Annotated in this window: 14 protein-coding genes; 2 read left to right on the top strand and 12 right to left on the bottom strand. The window is 69.5% G+C overall.

The window, feature by feature from the left end:
• Nucleotides 1-103: 103 nt before the first annotated feature.
• From dxs to RCO28_RS14175, 7 genes are all read right to left on the bottom strand, one after another.
• The gene (dxs, locus tag RCO28_RS14205) at nucleotides 104-2,032 is read right to left on the bottom strand and encodes a 1-deoxy-D-xylulose-5-phosphate synthase (protein WP_308941436.1); all 1,929 of its coding nucleotides are present in this window, start codon (nucleotides 2,030-2,032) and stop codon (nucleotides 104-106) included.
• 356 nt (nucleotides 2,033-2,388) lie between these two features.
• Nucleotides 2,389-3,711 (bottom strand): sugar ABC transporter permease, encoded by a 1,323-nt coding sequence (locus RCO28_RS14200; protein WP_308941435.1) that lies wholly within the window; start codon nucleotides 3,709-3,711, stop codon nucleotides 2,389-2,391.
• Nucleotides 3,708-4,547 (bottom strand): ATP-binding cassette domain-containing protein, encoded by an 840-nt coding sequence (locus tag RCO28_RS14195; protein WP_308941434.1) that lies wholly within the window; start codon nucleotides 4,545-4,547, stop codon nucleotides 3,708-3,710. Before RCO28_RS14195 ends, RCO28_RS14200 begins: the two co-directional genes overlap by 4 nt.
• Nucleotides 4,548-4,715: 168 nt before the next feature.
• The gene (locus RCO28_RS14190) at nucleotides 4,716-5,810 is read right to left on the bottom strand and encodes a substrate-binding domain-containing protein (protein WP_308941433.1); all 1,095 of its coding nucleotides are present in this window, start codon (nucleotides 5,808-5,810) and stop codon (nucleotides 4,716-4,718) included.
• A 121-nt stretch (nucleotides 5,811-5,931) separates the two neighbouring features.
• Entirely contained in the window at nucleotides 5,932-7,131 is a 1,200-nt protein-coding gene (locus RCO28_RS14185) for an ROK family transcriptional regulator (protein ID WP_308941432.1), read from the bottom strand.
• A 112-nt stretch (nucleotides 7,132-7,243) separates the two neighbouring features.
• Entirely contained in the window at nucleotides 7,244-8,167 is a 924-nt protein-coding gene (locus RCO28_RS14180) for a helix-turn-helix transcriptional regulator (RefSeq protein ID WP_308941431.1), read from the bottom strand.
• Nucleotides 8,168-8,314: 147 nt separating this feature from the next.
• The gene (locus RCO28_RS14175) at nucleotides 8,315-8,527 is read right to left on the bottom strand and encodes a hypothetical protein (RefSeq protein ID WP_282535177.1); all 213 of its coding nucleotides are present in this window, start codon (nucleotides 8,525-8,527) and stop codon (nucleotides 8,315-8,317) included.
• A 181-nt stretch (nucleotides 8,528-8,708) separates the two neighbouring features.
• Here RCO28_RS14175 and RCO28_RS14170 point away from each other — a divergent pair, with 181 nt between their 5' ends.
• A complete protein-coding gene (locus RCO28_RS14170) occupies nucleotides 8,709-9,002 on the top strand; it encodes a hypothetical protein (protein WP_308941430.1) in 294 nt (97 codons plus the stop codon).
• Between the two features lie 85 nt (nucleotides 9,003-9,087).
• Nucleotides 9,088-10,593 carry an MFS transporter gene (locus RCO28_RS14165; protein ID WP_374991158.1) on the top strand — a complete coding sequence of 502 codons (1,506 nt, stop codon included), beginning with the start codon at nucleotides 9,088-9,090 and terminating at the stop codon, nucleotides 10,591-10,593.
• 71 nt (nucleotides 10,594-10,664) lie between these two features.
• Here RCO28_RS14165 and RCO28_RS14160 read toward each other — a convergent pair whose 3' ends face one another.
• The 5 genes from RCO28_RS14160 to RCO28_RS14140 form a co-directional block, all read right to left on the bottom strand.
• Complete coding sequence (locus RCO28_RS14160; protein WP_308941429.1) at nucleotides 10,665-11,468, bottom strand: alpha/beta hydrolase; 804 nt, start codon at nucleotides 11,466-11,468, stop codon at nucleotides 10,665-10,667.
• Nucleotides 11,469-11,479: 11 nt separating this feature from the next.
• Nucleotides 11,480-12,400: a carbohydrate ABC transporter permease gene (locus RCO28_RS14155; protein ID WP_308941428.1), complete on the bottom strand. Its 921-nt coding sequence runs from the start codon at nucleotides 12,398-12,400 to the stop codon at nucleotides 11,480-11,482.
• A complete protein-coding gene (locus RCO28_RS14150) occupies nucleotides 12,400-13,329 on the bottom strand; it encodes a sugar ABC transporter permease (RefSeq protein ID WP_308941427.1) in 930 nt (309 codons plus the stop codon). The genes RCO28_RS14155 and RCO28_RS14150 overlap by 1 nt, the downstream gene beginning before the upstream one ends.
• A 111-nt stretch (nucleotides 13,330-13,440) precedes the next feature.
• Entirely contained in the window at nucleotides 13,441-14,889 is a 1,449-nt protein-coding gene (gene ngcE / locus RCO28_RS14145; protein WP_308941426.1) for an N-acetylglucosamine/diacetylchitobiose ABC transporter substrate-binding protein, read from the bottom strand.
• Nucleotides 14,890-15,403: 514 nt separating this feature from the next.
• The gene (locus RCO28_RS14140; protein ID WP_308941425.1) at nucleotides 15,404-15,952 is read right to left on the bottom strand and encodes a DUF1062 domain-containing protein; all 549 of its coding nucleotides are present in this window, start codon (nucleotides 15,950-15,952) and stop codon (nucleotides 15,404-15,406) included.
• Between the last annotated feature and the right edge of the window lie 294 nt (nucleotides 15,953-16,246).

Below are 16,246 nucleotides of genomic sequence, written 5' to 3'. Positions count from 1 at the left end.
TTCACACGAAAGGCCCGGCCCGGCCACCCGTAGGAGGTGGCCGGACCGGGCCTGATGACGCCTTGCGGGCGCCGATGTTCGTGGTGTGCGTACGCCGTTCGGATCAGTCTCGGGCGGGCTCCACCGTGCTCTGCTCGGCGGCCGGGTTCTCGTACCGCCCGTCCAGCTTGGCGACGAGGCCGGTGACCTGGCGGGCGATGTCCGGTGCCGTAAGACCGATCTCGGCCATGACTTCCTTGCGCGAGGCGTGGTCGAGGAAGCGCGGCGGGATGCCGAAGTCACGCAGCGGTACGTCCACACCGGCGTCCCGCAGGGCCTGCGCCACGGCCGAACCAACGCCGCCCGCACGGGAGTTGTCCTCGACGGTGACGACGACGCGGTGCTGCTCGGCGAGCGGGGCGAGGGCCTCGTCGACGGGCTTGACCCAGCGCGGGTCGACGACGGTGGTGGTGATGCCCTGCTTGTTCAGGAGGTCGGCGATCTCCAGGCACATCGGCGCGAGCGCACCGACGGAGACCAACAGGACGTCGGGCCGATTGGTGCCCGGCTTGCGCAGCACGTCCATGCCGCCGATGGTGTCGACCGCCTTGACGGACGGGCCGACGGCGCCCTTGGAGAAGCGGACCACGGTCGGGGCGTCCTCGACGGCGACGGCCTCGCGCAGCTGCATCCGGACCTGGTCGGCGTCGCGCGGGGCGGCGATGCGCAGGTCGGGCACGCACTGCAGGATCGACATGTCCCACATGCCGTTGTGCGAGGCGCCGTCGGTGCCGGTGACACCGGCCCGGTCCAGGACGAAGGTGACGCCGCACTTGTGCAGGGCCACGTCCATCAGGAGCTGGTCGAAGGCGCGGTTGAGGAAGGTCGCGTACACGGCGAAGACGGGGTGCAGTCCGCCGTGCGCGAGGCCGGCGGCGCTGACCGCGCCGTGCTGCTCGGCGATGCCGACGTCGTACACCCGCTCGGGGAAGGCCTTGGAGAACCTGTCCAGGCCGACCGGCTGCAGCATGGCCGCGGTGATCGCGACGATGTCCTCGCGCTCGTGCCCGAGCTTGACCATCTCCTCGCCGAAGACCGACGTCCAGTCGAGGCCGGAGGACGAGATCGGCAGGCCGGTGTCCGGGTGGATCTTGCCGACGGCGTGGAAGCGGTCCGCCTCGTCGTCCAGGGCGGGCTTGTACCCGCGGCCCTTCTCGGTGAGGCAGTGCACGATGACCGGGCCGCCGAAGCGCTTGGCGCGCTGCAGGGCGGACTCCAGGGCCTCGATGTCGTGGCCGTCGATCGGGCCGACGTACTTCAGGCCGAGGTCCTCGAACATGCCCTGCGGGGCGATGAAGTCCTTCAGTCCCTTCTTGGCGCCGTGCAGGGTCTCGTAGAGCGGCCTGCCGACGACCGGGGTGCGCTCCAGGAGGTCCTTGCCGCGGGCCAGGAAGCGCTCGTAGCCGTCGGTGGTGCGCAGGGTGGCCAGGTGGTTGGCGAGGCCGCCGATGGTCGGGGCGTACGAGCGCTCGTTGTCGTTGACGACGATGACGAGCGGGCGGTCCTTGGCGGCGGCGATGTTGTTGAGCGCCTCCCAGGCCATGCCGCCGGTGAGCGCGCCGTCACCGATGACGGCCACCACGTGGTCGTCCTTCTTCCGCAGCTCGTTGGCCTTGGCGAGGCCGTCGGCCCAGCCGAGGACGGTGGAGGCGTGCGAGTTCTCGATCACGTCGTGCTCGGACTCGGCCTGCGAGGGGTAGCCGGAGAGGCCGCCCTTCATCTTGAGCTTGGAGAAGTCCTGGCGGCCGGTGAGCAGTTTGTGGACGTAGCTCTGGTGGCCGGTGTCGAAGAGGACCTTGTCCTTCGGGGAGTCGAACACTCGGTGCATGGCGATGGTGAGCTCGACCACGCCGAGGTTCGGCCCCAGGTGGCCACCGGTCTTGGAGACCGCGTCGACGAGGAAGCCACGGATCTCTGCCGCGAGCTCGTCCAGCTGCTCGTGGCTGAGCCTGTCCAGATCGCGCGGCCCCTTGATACGGGTCAGCAGGCCCACCCGTGCCTCCTAGGTTCTGTGGTTCGGTCGAGCTGTTCGAGTCAAGCTGTTCGAGTCGAGCTGTTCGAGCTGTGCCGGGTCTGTCGAGTCTAATGTTCCGCCCACACTGCCCGCCGCCGGGTGGGTTCACCCATCGGGCCGTACGGGACGCACCCGACCGTATGCGAGGAGACGCGTCCGCGCCGGTCCGGGTTGCGTCGCCCGCGCGGCGGGGCGGGGCGGACAGGGGTGTGCCCGGCACCGGGGTGGTCGGTGCCGGGCACCCCCGCTCTTACGGCTGCGGGGCCGTCGTGGCTGGTCGCGCCCCGCGGCGGAGCCGCACATGTCACAGCCCCGCGCCCCTTTCGGGGCACGGCCTAAGCCCGTCCCGCCGTCTTCTGCGTGCGGCGCGAGACCGAGTCGATCACGACCGCCGCGAGCAGCACCGCGCCGGTGATCATGAACTGGATCTCGCTGGCCATGCCGAGCAGGTTCAGGCCCTGCTGGATGGCCTGGAGCACGAGCATGCCGAGGAGGGCCGACCAGACCTTGCCGCGGCCTCCGAAGAGGCTCGTACCGCCGATGACGGCCGCCGCGATGACCAGCATCAACGTGTTGCCCGCGCCCAGGTTCTTCGTCGCGCCGCCGGAGAGCGAGGCGATGAAGAGGCCGCCGAACGCGGCGAGCATGCCGGAGATCGCGAAGACCGTGATGCGAATCCGGTCGACGTTGATACCCGCGCGGCGCGCCGCCTCCGAGCTGCCGCCGACCGCGAAGACCTGGCGGCCGAACGTGGTGCGCCGGGCCACGAAGTCCGCGATCACGAGGACGGCCAGGAACAGCACGAGGGCGAGCGGCAGTCCGCGGGAACCGGGCAGCTCGTTCAGAACGTACGCGGCGGCGAGGACCATGACCGCGACGACGCCGGTGCGCAGCACGATCTCGCTGACCGGGCGAGCCGGAAGCCCGGCGCTCTTGCGGCGCTTGGTGTCGAGGAGCAGCGAGGCGGCGTACCCGACTATGGCGATCAGGGCCAGGCCGTACGCGGCGGCCTTGTCCTCGAAGAAGTAGCCGGTGAGGCTCTCGACGATGCCGCCGGTGGGCGTGTTGATGCTGCCTTCCTTGCCCATCAGCCAGATCTGCAGACCGCTCCAGCCGAGGAAGCCGGCGAGGGTGACGACGAACGCCGGTACGCCGATCTTGGCGAAGAAGAAGCCGTGCAGCGCGCCGATGAGCAGTCCGCACAGGACGGCCACCAGGACCGAGGCCCAGTCGCCCCAGCCGTTGCTGACGTTCAGGACCGCCCACACCGCGGCGCCCATGCCCGCCACCGAGCCGACCGACAGGTCGATCTCGCCGAGCAGCAGCACGAAGACGATGCCGACGGCCATGATGCCGAGGCCGGAGGTGAAGACCGCGATGTTGGTGAGGCTGCTCGCGGAGAGGAACCGGTCGTTCTGCGCCTGGAAGACGATCGCGATGACGATCAGGCCGATGACGACGGGCAGCGAGCCCAGCTCACCGCCGCGGATCTTCCGCGAGAACTCCGTCCAGTAGCCCTTGAGGCCCTGCTCGCGGACGAGCAGCCGGGGGTCGACGGCCGGTACGGGGGCGGCACTGGCCTCGGCCGCGGGCGCCCCCTTGCCGACGGGTTCGGCCTTTTCGCTGTCCGGCGCGGGCTTCTTGGTGAGGTCGCTCACTTCGCGTCCCCCTTCGTGAACGTGCCGTCCGTGCCGCCGGCTTCGGCCTCGCCGCCGCCGTTGCTCGTACGGGCGTTGCGGCGGGTCACGGCGTTGTCCGTGGCGCCGGTGATGGCGGCGATGATCTCCTCGTGGGAGGTGCCCGCGACGTCGAAGACGCCGTTGTTGCGGCCCAGGCGCAGCACGGCGACGCGGTCGGCGACGGCCTGCACGTCGGCCATGTTGTGGCTGATGAGGATCACCGCGTGGCCGCGCTCGCGCAGCCGCTCCACCAGGTCGAGGACCTGCGCGGTCTGCTCGACGCCGAGGGCCGCGGTCGGCTCGTCGAGGATGACCACCTTCGGGTCGCCGACGAGGGCGCGGGCGATGGCGACGACCTGGCGCTGCCCGCCGGAGAGCGCGGCGACCGGGATACGGACGCTGGGGATGCGGATGGAGAGCGTGTCGAGCAGCTCCTTGGCCCGCTTCTCCATGGCGATCTCGTCCAGGACCGGGCCGTGCTTCAGCTCGCTGCCGAGGAAGAGGTTGGCGACGACATCGAGGTTGTCGCAGAGCGCCAGGTCCTGGTAGACGGTCGCGACGCCGAGGTTCTGGGCGTCCTGCGGCCGGTTGACGCGGACGGGCCGCCCCTCCCAGACGATGGCGCCGTCGTCGATCGGGTGGACCCCCGAAATGGTCTTGACGAGGGTCGACTTGCCGGCGCCGTTGTCGCCGACCAGGGCGACCACCTCACCGGGGTGGATCTCCAGGTGAACGTTCGTGAGTGCCTGCACGGCACCGAACCGCTTGGAGACTCCGCGCAACGCCAGCACGGGCGTAGCGGACACGTGAATCATCTCCTTCGCCGCCTGATCGGGCGGGACTTGCGAGATACGAGGGGGGTGGCAAATCAAGCCCGTCTGGGGGCACCTCCCGGCCGAAGGCCGGGGGAGCCTGAGGACGAGCCCGGAGGGCGATCGAGGGCAACCGAGCCGACGGTGCGACGAACTCGGGCCGTACAACCCCTACTTGATCCCCGCGGAGGCGCACGCCTTCTTGAACTCGGCCGTGCAGATGTCGCTCGCCTTGTACACCTTGTCCTTGAGGATCGTGCCGGCGATGTCCGCCTTGGTTACGATCTGGGCGTCGTACAGCTTCGCCGGGGTGCCCTTGAACTCGCCGCTGATGGAGTCGACCTTCGTCGGCGTCAGGTCCTTGATGTCCTTGCCCTGCAGCAGGCGGACGGCGATCTCGGCGGTGGTCTCGGCCTCCGGCTTGATCTGCTTGTAGATGGTGAACGACTGCTTGTCGCTCAGGATCCGCTGCAGACCGGCGAGTTCGGCGTCCTGGCCGCCGACCGGGACCTTCACGTCGCGCTTGTCGAGGGCGGTGATGATGCCGCCGGCCATGCCGTCGTTGGCGGAGTAGACGCCGTCGAAGCCGTCCTTGCCGAGGGAGTCGATCGCGGCGGCCATCTTCTTGTTGGCCTCGTCCGGCGACCAGTCCGGGATGTCCTGCTCGTACACGATCTTGCCGACCTGCTTGTCCAGGACGCTGTGGGCGCCCTTCTTGAACAGCGGGGCGTTCGGGTCGGTCGGCGAGCCGTTGATCATCACGACGTTGGCGTCCGCGGCGTCCTCGCCGAGCGCCTTGACCAGACCCTCGCCCTGGAGGCGGCCGATCTTCTCGTTGTCGTACGACACGTAGGCGTCGAGCGGGCCCTCGGCGAGGCGGTCGTACGCGACGACCTTCACGCCCTGGTCCTTGGCCTTCTTGACCCAGGACTTGGTGGCCTTGTAGTCGACGGAGTCCAGGATGATCACCTTGACGCCCTCGGTGAGCAGCGCCTCGAACTGCTTCTTCTGGGTCTCGGTGTCCTGGGCCGCGTTGTTGTACTTGACCTCGCAGTCGGAGCACAGCTCCTTGATCTTGCCCTCGATGAGCGGGCGGTCGAAGGTCTCGTAACGCGTGGTCTTGTTCTCCGGCAGCAGCAGACCGATGGTCTTGCTGTCGCCGCCGCTGCCCTCTTCGCCTTCTCCGGCCTTGCCACAGGCGGTCATCGCCAGTGCCATGGAAACCGTCGCGGTGCCTATGACGACGCGGCGCGTCATTGCGTTCATAAGGGGTGCCTCCCTGACGAGGCCGCGTCGTTGCGGCCGAGGTGGCTGGAAGTCAACTCGGCCGCGAGAGCAGCGTCAAGGAGTAAATCCTTAACGAGATGACAACGGTGCCATCCGTTATCTAAGTGAAGGCGGGGGTGGGTGCGGGCATCGCGCCGTCCAGAAGGGTCGAGTCGCCCATCTCGCTCAACGCGAGCGCGAGGGCGCCGAGCACCTCGGCCCGCCCGCCGAGGGCCCCCGGCAGCACCGAGAGCTTCCGAGCCGCGCTCGGGATCGCGTACCGCCCCACCGACTCGCGGATCGGCCCGAGCACCAGCTCACCGGAGTCCGCGAGGTCCCCGCCGAGCACCACACGCGAGGGGTTGAGCAGATTGCACAGGTTGGCGACGCCGCTGCCGATGTGCCGGCCCACGTCGGCGATCACGCGCCGGCAGCCCGGGTCGCCGTCGCGCGCGAGCCCGACCACCTTCTCCATGGTCAGCCCGGAGCCGTGGCTGGACTCCAGGAGCGGCAGCACGTACCGGGCGGCCGTGAAGGTCTCCAGGCAGCCGCGGTTGCCGCAGCGGCAGACCGGGCCCGACTCGTCGAGCGTGATGTGCCCGATCTCGCCCGCGGTGCCGCCGGGGCCGCGGTAGATCTGCCCGTTGATGACGAGCCCGGCGCCGACACCGCTCGCCACCTTGATGTACGCGAGGTCCTTCACGCCGCGGCCGCTGCCCCAGACCAGCTCGCCGAGCGCGCCGAGGTTGGCGTCGTTGTCGACGTAGACCGGGACGCCGAGGCGGCCCGCGAGCTCCTGGCCCGGGTTCGTGCCCTGCCAGCCCGGCAGGATGGCCGTCGAGCCGAGCGTGCCCGTCTCCACGTCGATGGGGCCCGGCACGCCGAGGCCGACGCCCGCGACCTTGGAGCGGTCCACTCCGCTCGCCTCGATCAGCCGGTTGACCAGCTCCTCGGCCCGGTCGAAGCCCTGCGCGGCGGAGGCGTCGACGTCAAGCGGCTCGGCCTCCTCGGCGAGCACCTGGTGGGCCAGGTTGCCGATGGCGACGCGCAGGTGCGTGTGCCCGAAGTCGACGCCTACGACCAGGCCCGCGTCCCCGCTGAGCGAGACGCTGCGGGCCCGGCGGCCGCCCGCGGAGGTCGGTGTGACCTCGACGGTGCCGCTGTCCTTGAGCTCCCGGACGATGTTGGAGACCGTGGCCGCCGACAGGCCGGTCGTCCTGGCGATCTCCGCCTGGGTGAGCGATCCCGCCATCCGCACGGCCCGCACGACCCGTTCGAGATTGGCCCGGTGCAGCGACGACTGCGACCCCGGAGTCTCCACGACGACCTCCCTTGCCGAGGCCGCTTCTCTGAGGCCCTGGCTTAGTAAAACTTGTAAACCCTAAGCTCAGCCTCCGGGGACAATGCCCGTCAAGCCCTTGACGGAAGTAGGTTCACAAGACAGCTTCCTCGCCGGGTACGCCCGGCGCCGGCTCCGCGCGTCGCCCCGGCCCTTCCCCCACCCCCGCGACCTGCGCCGCGAGCAGTCGCAGCGCGTCCGCCGAGGCGGCGTCGGCCGGGGTGTAGAGCTCCAGGCGGTGGTCGGGGCTCTCGGGCTGGAGCCACACCTGGTAGTCGACGTCGACCCCGCCGACCGTCGGGTGCTGAAGGCTCATCCGCCCGACCGTGCAGTCCGCGACGTCGCCCTTGGCCCACAGGGACGCGAAGTCCGCGCTGCGCATGGTCAGTTCACCGATCAGCTCGGCGAGCCGCCCGTCGGTGGGGTACCGGCCCGCGGTCAGCCGCAGGTACGCGACATGGATACGGGCCAGCTCGTCCCAGTTGCGGTGCAGTTCACGGGCGAGCGGGTCGAGGAAGAACATCCGTGGCACGGACGGGCGGCGGGCCGGGTCCTGCGGAGAATCGAAGGCGAGGTGTTCGGCGACGAGGGCGTGGCCGGTGCGGTTCCAGGCGAGGATGTCGCCGCGCCGCCCGAGCACGACGGCCGGGCTCGCCTCGCCGAGCGCGTCGAGCAGGTTCAGGACCCGCTGGTGCGGCCGCTCGGGCCGGGGCCGTACGAGCCGTGGGGCGCCGCGGCTGCCGCTCTGCCGGGCGAGGTTGTGCAGGTGGGCCGTCTCGGTCGGGTCGAGCCGCAGCACCCCGGCGAGGGCGTCGAGCACCTGCTGGGACGCGGTGCCGGCCTGCCCTTGTTCGAGCCGCGTGTAGTACCCGGCGCTCACCCCGGCGAGCTGCGCCAACTCCTCGCGGCGCAGGCCCGGTACGCGACGGGCGGTGCCGTAGGTGCGCAGGCCGACGTCGGAGGGCGTGACGCGGTCGCGGCGGTTCTTGAGGTAGGCCCCTAGGCTGTCCGGCTGCATGGCGTCGAGCGTAGGCGGGCGGGCCGGGGCGTGGGTGCCCCTGTCAGGTGCAGTCAGGTGGAGTCCGGTGGAGTCCGGTGCAGTCCGGTGCAGTCCGGTGCAGTCCGGTGGAGTCAGAGGCTCGCGGTCGGGCTTCCCGTCGGCCGGTCACGCCGCGTCGTACTCATGGGCCCGGCCGCCGCGCCATTCGATGAGCGGGGAGTCGCCCAGGACGAGACCGTCGGGTTCTTCCAGGCCGGTGCGCCGGAGGAACTCGATCAGGTCGCGGTCGTTGCGGGCCAGGCCCAGGATCTCGCCGTGCACGGTGACGCGGCGGCCTCCGCTGCCCTGCGGCGGGTGGACGACTATCGGCGCACTCATACCCCCAGGGTGCCGTAGGGCGGGCCGTCCGGCTGCGGCTCGGCGGGATCCGTGGTCGGGGCATGAACCGTCGGCATGTTCCGGAGGTGCTCGCGCGCGTAGAGTTCGAAGGGACGTGACCGGCTTCCAGCGGTCGCGGACAGAGCCGCTCCCGGTCCGTCGTACGCGAGGAGCGTGCGTCATGAGGATGATGCTCAAAGCACGACTGGACACCGAGACCTCCAACGAGGCGTACAAGAACGGCACCCTCCCGAAGCTCATGCAGCAGCTGACCGAGATCCTCAAGCCCGAGGCGGCTTACTTCGGCCCCGAAGAGGGTTGTCGCTGCTGCACCTTCGTCTTCGACATGCAGGACAGCTCGCAGCTGCCGCGCATCGCCGAGCCGCTGCTCAACGAGCTCAACGCGAAGATCGACCTCCACCCGGTGATGAACGCCGAGGACCTGCAGAAGGGCCTGGCTGCCGTCCAGCGGTGACCCTTCGCCCTCAGGGTGAACCCACGAGGTGTACCCACGAGAGGGGGATGTCTGCCGTACGTGCCGAGGCCGCATCGTGCAAGGCATGAACGCAACGCATCCCGCTCCCGTCTCCACCTCTCCCGTTCCCTCGCCCGTTCTCTCCCCCCTTCCCTCTCCCGGCTCGCGCGCCTGGCTCGGGCTGCTCGTCGTGCTCGGCCCTGTGCTGCTCGTCGCGATGGACAGCTCGGTGCTGTTCCTGGCGATGCCCGCGGTGTCGGCCGCGCTCGCGCCGAGCGCGGACCAGGCGCTCTGGATCCTGGACGGGTACGGCTTCGCGGTCGGCTCGCTGCTCGTCGCGTTCGGTGCGATCGGTGACCGGTACGGGCGGCTGCGGCTGCTCAGGGCCGGAGCGGCGCTGTTCGGGCTGGCCTCGGCGGGCGCGGCCTTCGCCCCGAGCCCCGAACTCCTCATCGCCTTCCGGGCGTTGATGGGCGTCGCCGGTGCCACCCTGCTGCCGTCGGCGCTCGCCGTGCTCAGCGGGCTGTTCACCGATCCCCGGCAGCGCTCGCGCGCGATCGGCATCTTCGCGGCGACGTTCGCGGCGGGCTTCGCGATCGGCCCGGTGGTCGGCGGGCAGTTGCTCAGCGGCTTCTGGTGGGGCTCGGTCTTCCTGGTCAACCTGCCCGTGGTCCTGCTGTTCCTGCTGCTGGCGCCGCTGCTGCTTCGCGAGGTGCCGAGCGGGCGCACCGACCGCGTCGACGTCCTGAGCGTGCTGCTCTCCGCTGCCGGTCTGCTGTTCTCGGTGTACGCGGTGAAGCACACGGCCGCCGAGGGACTCGCCGTCGGCCCGCTCGCGCTCGGCGCGGTCGGCGTGGGCGCGCTGGTGTGGTTCGTGCGGCGCCAATTCGCCCTGGCCCACCCGCTGATCGACTTCCGGCTGTTCCGCGACCGGGTGTTCACGATCGCCGCCGTGACCGGGCTGCTTCCGCTGGCGGCGTGGTCGGCGGTCGCGTACCTCGGCGGCGTCTACCTGCAGTCCGTCCTCGGCCTCTCGGTCCTGGACGCGGCACTCGTGGCGCTGCCGGGGGCGGCGGTGCTCACGGTCACCTGCGTGGTGACGCCCGCCGTGGTCGCCCGTACGGGCATCCGCGCCGCGCTCGTCACCGTGCACTTCACGATCGCCGGGGGCCTGCTTCTGCTGCTCGCGACCGGGGCTTCGGGCGGGGTCGGCTGGTACGTGGCGGCCACGGTCGTCACCGGGGTGGGGTACGGCATCTCGTTCAGCGTGGTCGCCGACACCGCCGTCGCCGCGGTGCCGCCCGAGCGCGCCGGGTCGGCCGCGGCGATCGCCGAGACCAGCAACGAGCTCGGCAACGCCCTCGGCATCGCCCTCCTCGGCTCTCTCGCCGCGCTGATCTTCCGCCTCGACGGTCCGGGGCTCGCGGGCACGCTCGGCGAGACGCTGCAACTCGCGGGCGCGGGCGGGGAGTTGGCGTCCGACGCCAGGTCCGCGTTCGTCACGGGGCTGCATGTGGTGGCGGTGGTCGCGAGCGGTCTGCATGCAGCGCTGGGCGTGTTCGCGGTACGTGGCCTCCCCAGGTCCGCCTAGCCTTTCCCCTCCTTGCGCCTTCCCGAAGTCCTGGCGGACGGGCCTCCTCAGGAGCCGGAGCGGCTGACTATTCAGCCCCTCCGGCTCTTGCGGGGAGGGGTCCAACTCCCCCAGAAGCCCGTGATCACCGCCCCCAGCACCTCCGGCCGTTCCAGGTGCAGATCATGACCGGTGCCGGGCACGCTGAGCGCGCGTACGCCAGGACGCTCCCGCAGCATCGCGTCCACGGCGTCCGACGGCAGGAAGCTGGACCGGGCCAGGACGAGGAGCGTCGGACAGTCGATCCGGCGCCATTCCTCGCGGAAGGAGCGGCGGGCGTTCTCGGCCAGCGAGGCGACCAGCACGTCCCGGTCGAACCGCGGATGGAGCCCGTCGTCCCGCTCCTCAAGGCCCGCAGCCCAGCCCTCCCCCACCACCCCGCCACCGAAGAAGCGGGCGGCGGCCGCACGCGTGCGGAACGGGGTCGGCCAGGAGTCCAGCCAGGCGCCGATCTCCTCGGGGCCCCGGGGGTTTCGGGCGGGTCCGGACTCGACCAGCACCAGTGCCCGTACGAGACCGGGGTGCGCCGCCGCCACCAGCATCGCCGTGTGCCCGCCGAGGGACTGGCCGACCAGGACCGGGCGTTCGAGCCCCAGCTGCCCGGCGACCGCCACGACATCGGCGACGAACGCCGCGCGCGAGACGTCCTCCGGGCGCCGGTCGCTCGCCCCGTGCCCCCGCTGGTCGAAGGCGACCACCCGGAAACGGGGGCTCAACTCCCGTGCCAGCGCGTCCCATTCACCCGCATGGCCCGCGAGCCCGTGCAGCAGTACGACATCCGGCCCCGTACCGCCCCAGTCGCGGCAGGCGAGCCGGACGCCGTCCCGGGACGCCACGCGCCGCCGCACTACTTCAGCGCACCCGCGGTGAGCCCCGCCACCACCTGCCGCTGGAAGATGATGTACGCGGCAAGCACCGGCAGCATCGCCATGACCAGGCCCGCGAACAGGCCGGACCAGTCGCCCTTGTAGCCCTGGCTGACGGCGAGTTGGACCAGGCCCTGCGTGAGGACCTTGTTCTCCGGGTCGTTGTTCAGCACCGTCGGCAGCATGTACTGGTTCCACTGCCCCAGGAAGTTGAAGATCGTGATGCTGATCAGGCCGGGCTTGGCCATCGGCAGCATGATCTGGAAGAACGTCCGGGTGTGCGAGGCGCCGTCCACGAATGCCGCCTCCGCCACCGAGCTCGGCAGCGTGCGGAAGAACGACGTCATGAAGAACACCGTGAACGGCAGCGAGTACGCGATGTACGCGAGGATCAGTCCGGGCAGCGTGTTCAGGAGCGACATGTTCTGCATGACGTAGAACAGCGGCACGAGCGCCAGAATGATCGGGAAGCTCATTCCTCCGATGAAGAGGAAGTAGATGAAGCGGTTCCCGACGAATTCGAAGCGGGCCAGGACGTACGCCGCCATCGAGCCGAGCAGCATCGTGCCGACGAGCGAACACCCCACCACGATCAGGGTGTTGAGGAAATAGTCGCTCATGTGCGCCTGGGTCCAGGCGCGCGCCCAGTTCTCGAATTGCAGTGTGTCCGGCAGGGACCACGGCGACGAGAAGATGGACTTGTCGTCCTTGAAGGACGTCATGACCGCCCACAGCAGCGGCAGTACCACCATGAACGCCCAGAGGATGAGCATTCCGTGCGAGAAGACGTTCAGGGTCTTCCCCTCGGAGGTCTTCTCCAGCGGCTTCGGAGTGGCCGTCGACTTGGTGACGGCGGGACGCTGCTCGGTGGCGTCGGCGGGCGGGGTGTCGGTCGTCTTCATCAGTACTCCAGCCGCTCGCGCCGGCCCATCCGCATCACGATCGCCACGAAAAGCAGCGTCACGACGAGGAGAGCGACACCGATCGTCGTCGCATAGGCAGCCTGACCGTCGCGGAACGCCTTCTGGTAGACGTACAGCGGGAGGACGGTCGTCGAATAGTCGGGACCGCCGCCGTTCGGGCCGACGGTCATGATCTGCACCACCGCGAAGGACTCCGCGCCGAGCGCCAGAATTCCCATATAGGCCCAGCCGGACTGCACGGTGTCCCAGAGCAGCGGCAGTGTGATCTTGAAGAACGTGGTGATCCGGTTGGCGCCGTCAAGGAGCGCCGCCTCGTAGTAGTCCTTCGGAATGGACGCCATACCCGCCGAGAACAGCACGACGAAGAAGCCGACTGTGCACCAGACGAGGACCGCGAAGACACACCACAGAGCGAGGTCGGGATCGCCGAGCCAGTCCGGCTGGATACCGCCGAGGCCGATCGCCTTCAGCCCGGAGTTGAGCGCCCCGCTGTTGGGGTTGTACGCGAACTGGAAGAGCAGCGCGACGATCGCGATGGAGAGCACCTGCGGGAAGAAGTACACGACCTTGTAGAAGGCCGAGCCGCGCACGCCCGCGATAGCCGCGTTCTTCCTGCGCCGCCCGCCGACGTTCAGCATGAACGCGAAGAACAGCGCCAGCGTGAGGGTGACGAGGGGCAGCAACAGAACGAAGAGCAGGCTGTGTTGGAGGGACTTCCAGAAGACGGTGTCCGAGAACATCTTCGTGAAGTTGTCGAAGCCCACCATCTGGAATTCGGGGCTCAGGCCGCTCCAGTCCGTGAACGAATAGAAGATGGACTGGACGAACGGCCAGATCACGAAGACGCCGTACAGCGCGAGCGGGGCCGCCAAGAACCCCGCGATGAAACGGTATTTACCGTGTTGCATTCCTACCGACCCCGATCTTCCCCGCGGGTGCCGCCATCACCGCCGGGCGCCCGGCTGGTGGCGTGCGTACTGAACCGGGGGCTCCGGACCGGCCGAAGCCCCCGGCGTCGCTCATTGGTGCTTGTAGTGCTTGATCGAGTCGTCCTTGGCCGCCTCGTCGGCGTAGCCCTGGATCTTCTTGATGGCCTCGGCCGGCGTGAGGCGTCCCGCCATCATCTCGCCGAGGCCGCCGACGCCGATCTTCTCCTTCTGGAGCGCCACGTACCAGTCCTGGATACGGGGGTTGACGATGTTCTCACCGGCCTTCTCCAGGGCCGCGACGGCCGACTTGAGGCCCGGGGTGAGCGCGATGCCGTCGGTGCCGCCGTCGAACGCGGTCAGCGACTTCACGGACTTGGTGAAGTTCTTCGAGGAGTCCTCGCTGAGCATGATGCGCAGCTGCTCCATCGCACCGTCCGGGTTCTTGGCCTTCGACGGCACGATGAACGGCTCGCCGCCGGACGCCCACATGGTGCCGAACGGCAGCTTGTCCGACGAGTCGAGGCCGGACGGCGCGGACACGGCCAGGTCGAAGTCCTTCGGCATGGTCTTCGCCGACTCGTTCTCCACCCAGGAGCCGTTGGGCAGGAACAGCGCCTTGCCCTGGGTCCACGCGGTCTGCGACTGGATGTGGTCGAGGCCCGGCGTGCCCTTGAGGATGTAGCCCTTCTTGTAGAGCTCGTAGTACGCCTCGAAGCAGGCCTTGACGGCCGGGTGCTTCCAGGCGTTGGGCTCCAGGTTGTCGATCGCGTCGAGCACCTCGCGGCCGCCGACCTTGGCGATCATCGGGTACAGCGAGAACGGGATGTAGTACGGGTGCTTGCCCGCGTACGTCCAGGGCGCGATGCCCTTCTTCTTCGCCTTGGCGCAGACCTTGAGCATGTCGTCCCAGGTCTCCGGGTACTCGGCGTCGAGCGATTCGAGCGCCTTCCGCGAGTACCAGACGCCGTAGACCGTGTACGCGTAGTACATGATCCAGACCTTCTCGCCGTCGAACTGGCCCATCTCGACGATGCCCGGGCGGAGGGTGTCGCGTACCTTCTTCGACGGATCGTCGACGGACGGCGCGTCGAGGAGCGGGGTGAGGTCGGCGAGCTGGTCCTTGCCGACGAGGACGCCCATGTCCATCTGCTCGGCACCGGAGTTGTCGATCAGGTCCGGCGGGTTGCCGCCGTTGAAGCGCGGCTGCAGCGTGGACTGGATCTTCTGCGTGGGCTGGAACTTCACCTTGGCCTTGGGGAACTTGCCCTCGTAGACCTTGATGGCGTCCTCGGCGTACTGCGTGCCGAAGCCGCCGTCGAAGAGGACGAAGTCGAGCGGTGCGCTCTCGTTGACGGCGAGGGGGTTGTCCTTGGTCTTCTCGCCCTTGTCGACCTGTTCCCCGCCGCCCCCGTCCCCGCTCGCACAGGCCGAGAGGAAGCTCATCGCGGGCACGGAAATCAGGCCGATCGCGGCCGAGCGCTTGATCAGATCACGGCGTCCGACGCCGTCGTGGCCGTTGCGTGCTGAAGTGGATCCCATGCTCAAGTCCTCGCCTTCTCCAGGACTCAGGCGGTGAACCGGACCCTCCCCGGCACCGCGGTGTGGTGAAGCTGGGGTCGTGCGATCTCTTGTCGGGAACGGCCGAAAACGATGGGCGGTGGGAACCCTTTCCCCGGCTCCCCCGCCTTATCCGCCCCCACGCCCACTGCCGTGAAACGGCTGCGCAGACGCCGACAGGTATAGTCCACTCTCCTTCGGGTGAGCAAGATCGAATACAGCTTTGGTCGGCAGTCTTTCCCGAGTTGAGACCTCCCGGACGCCCTGTCGCAGCCTCCCTCAGAGACTCGGCTCGGGCCCGTGGACTTTCGTTGGTGATCACCTGGACTTTTGCGGCCGTTGCGGTTCGGGCGCCAGGGCGGCGGAGTACGAGCGGAAGGCGGCGCGGTCGGTCAGCCGGTCGCGGACGTGGCCAACAAGTTGCTCGCGCTATTGGGGGGGTGAGGACGGGGACCACGTCGGACACTCCGCGCCCCCACCCCCCGGAGGGGACCCCTCAGCGTTTCAGTGTGAACGTGAAGTCGCCGGAGAGCTTTCCGGTCAGCCGCACCGCCGCGACGGCACGCCCCTCCGAGATCAGCCGCTCCACCTCGGCCCGCGAGAGACCGCAGCCTTCGGCGATCAGCCGTACGGGCCGGACCGGTATCCGTGCCGCGAAGCGGACCGAGACGTCCAGGGCCTCCCGGTCCAGGTGAACCGGCCCCCCGGTGTCGAGTCGCCACGCCCCCGCCCAGTCCAGGCCGATGCGGTTGCGGCGCAGTACGGCCGGGTCCTGGAGCAGTTCGGCGGCCAGGGACGGGTCGTTGGCGTGCAGGCGGTCGAGGAGTTCGGGTCGTACGGAACGCACCTGGGTCCGCTCCAGAACCGTGAGGTCGGCCGTCGCCCCGCACGTCGTGCAGAGCGCGAGGAGCCAGACGTCGATGCGTTTGTGGTGGGCGTTGACGCGGAACTTGCCGTTCGGCCGGAAGCGGTCGGACGTGCACGCGTGGCAACGGCGACGGACGAGAGGCAGGCAGGTGGGCATGACCGCCCAGCTGGTGAGCACAGAAGTACACCGGTTTCAGTGAGGAAATCCGCAGCAAAAAGGAGCGCGGCGCACAGGCGCAGCAGAGCTGCACGGCGACGCGCGACAGTTCAGCGCTCGGGAGATCTCACAGGGTGTACAACGGCCGGTCCTTCGCGAGACGACGGGGGACCGGGACACGGTAGCGGCGCACCACGCCGTCGCTCCACCGGTTTTCACACCCTCGCAGCGCCTCGACCGGCGCCCCTGATCCCCTCTCAACACCCTTGACACCACACCCCACTTGACGCCCTACTGGACCCTGCGCAGCGACCT

Origin of the sequence: Streptomyces sp. LHD-70 (assembly GCF_031157275.1) — a bacterium.
Classification (GTDB): domain Bacteria; phylum Actinomycetota; class Actinomycetes; order Streptomycetales; family Streptomycetaceae; genus Streptomyces.
Note: the sequence above shows the minus strand (reverse complement) of the source record. Positions and strands in the feature narration are given on the sequence as shown.

Bases quoted from the DNA above. Each gene is read 5' to 3' on its own strand.
- RCO28_RS14190 (WP_308941433.1), bottom strand. From the start codon at position 5,810: ATGAACGCAATGACGCGCCGCGTCGTCATAGGCACCGCGACGGTTTCC.
- RCO28_RS14155 (WP_308941428.1), bottom strand. From the start codon at position 12,400: ATGAAGACGACCGACACCCCGCCCGCCGACGCCACCGAGCAGCGTCCC.
- RCO28_RS14165 (WP_374991158.1), top strand. From the start codon at position 9,088: ATGAACGCAACGCATCCCGCTCCCGTCTCCACCTCTCCCGTTCCCTCG.
- RCO28_RS14195 (WP_308941434.1), bottom strand. From the start codon at position 4,547: ATGATTCACGTGTCCGCTACGCCCGTGCTGGCGTTGCGCGGAGTCTCC.
- RCO28_RS14170 (WP_308941430.1), top strand. From the start codon at position 8,709: ATGAGGATGATGCTCAAAGCACGACTGGACACCGAGACCTCCAACGAG.
- RCO28_RS14180 (WP_308941431.1), bottom strand. From the start codon at position 8,167: ATGCAGCCGGACAGCCTAGGGGCCTACCTCAAGAACCGCCGCGACCGC.
- ngcE (WP_308941426.1), bottom strand. From the start codon at position 14,889: ATGGGATCCACTTCAGCACGCAACGGCCACGACGGCGTCGGACGCCGT.
- RCO28_RS14175 (WP_282535177.1), bottom strand. From the start codon at position 8,527: ATGAGTGCGCCGATAGTCGTCCACCCGCCGCAGGGCAGCGGAGGCCGC.
- RCO28_RS14150 (WP_308941427.1), bottom strand. From the start codon at position 13,329: ATGCAACACGGTAAATACCGTTTCATCGCGGGGTTCTTGGCGGCCCCG.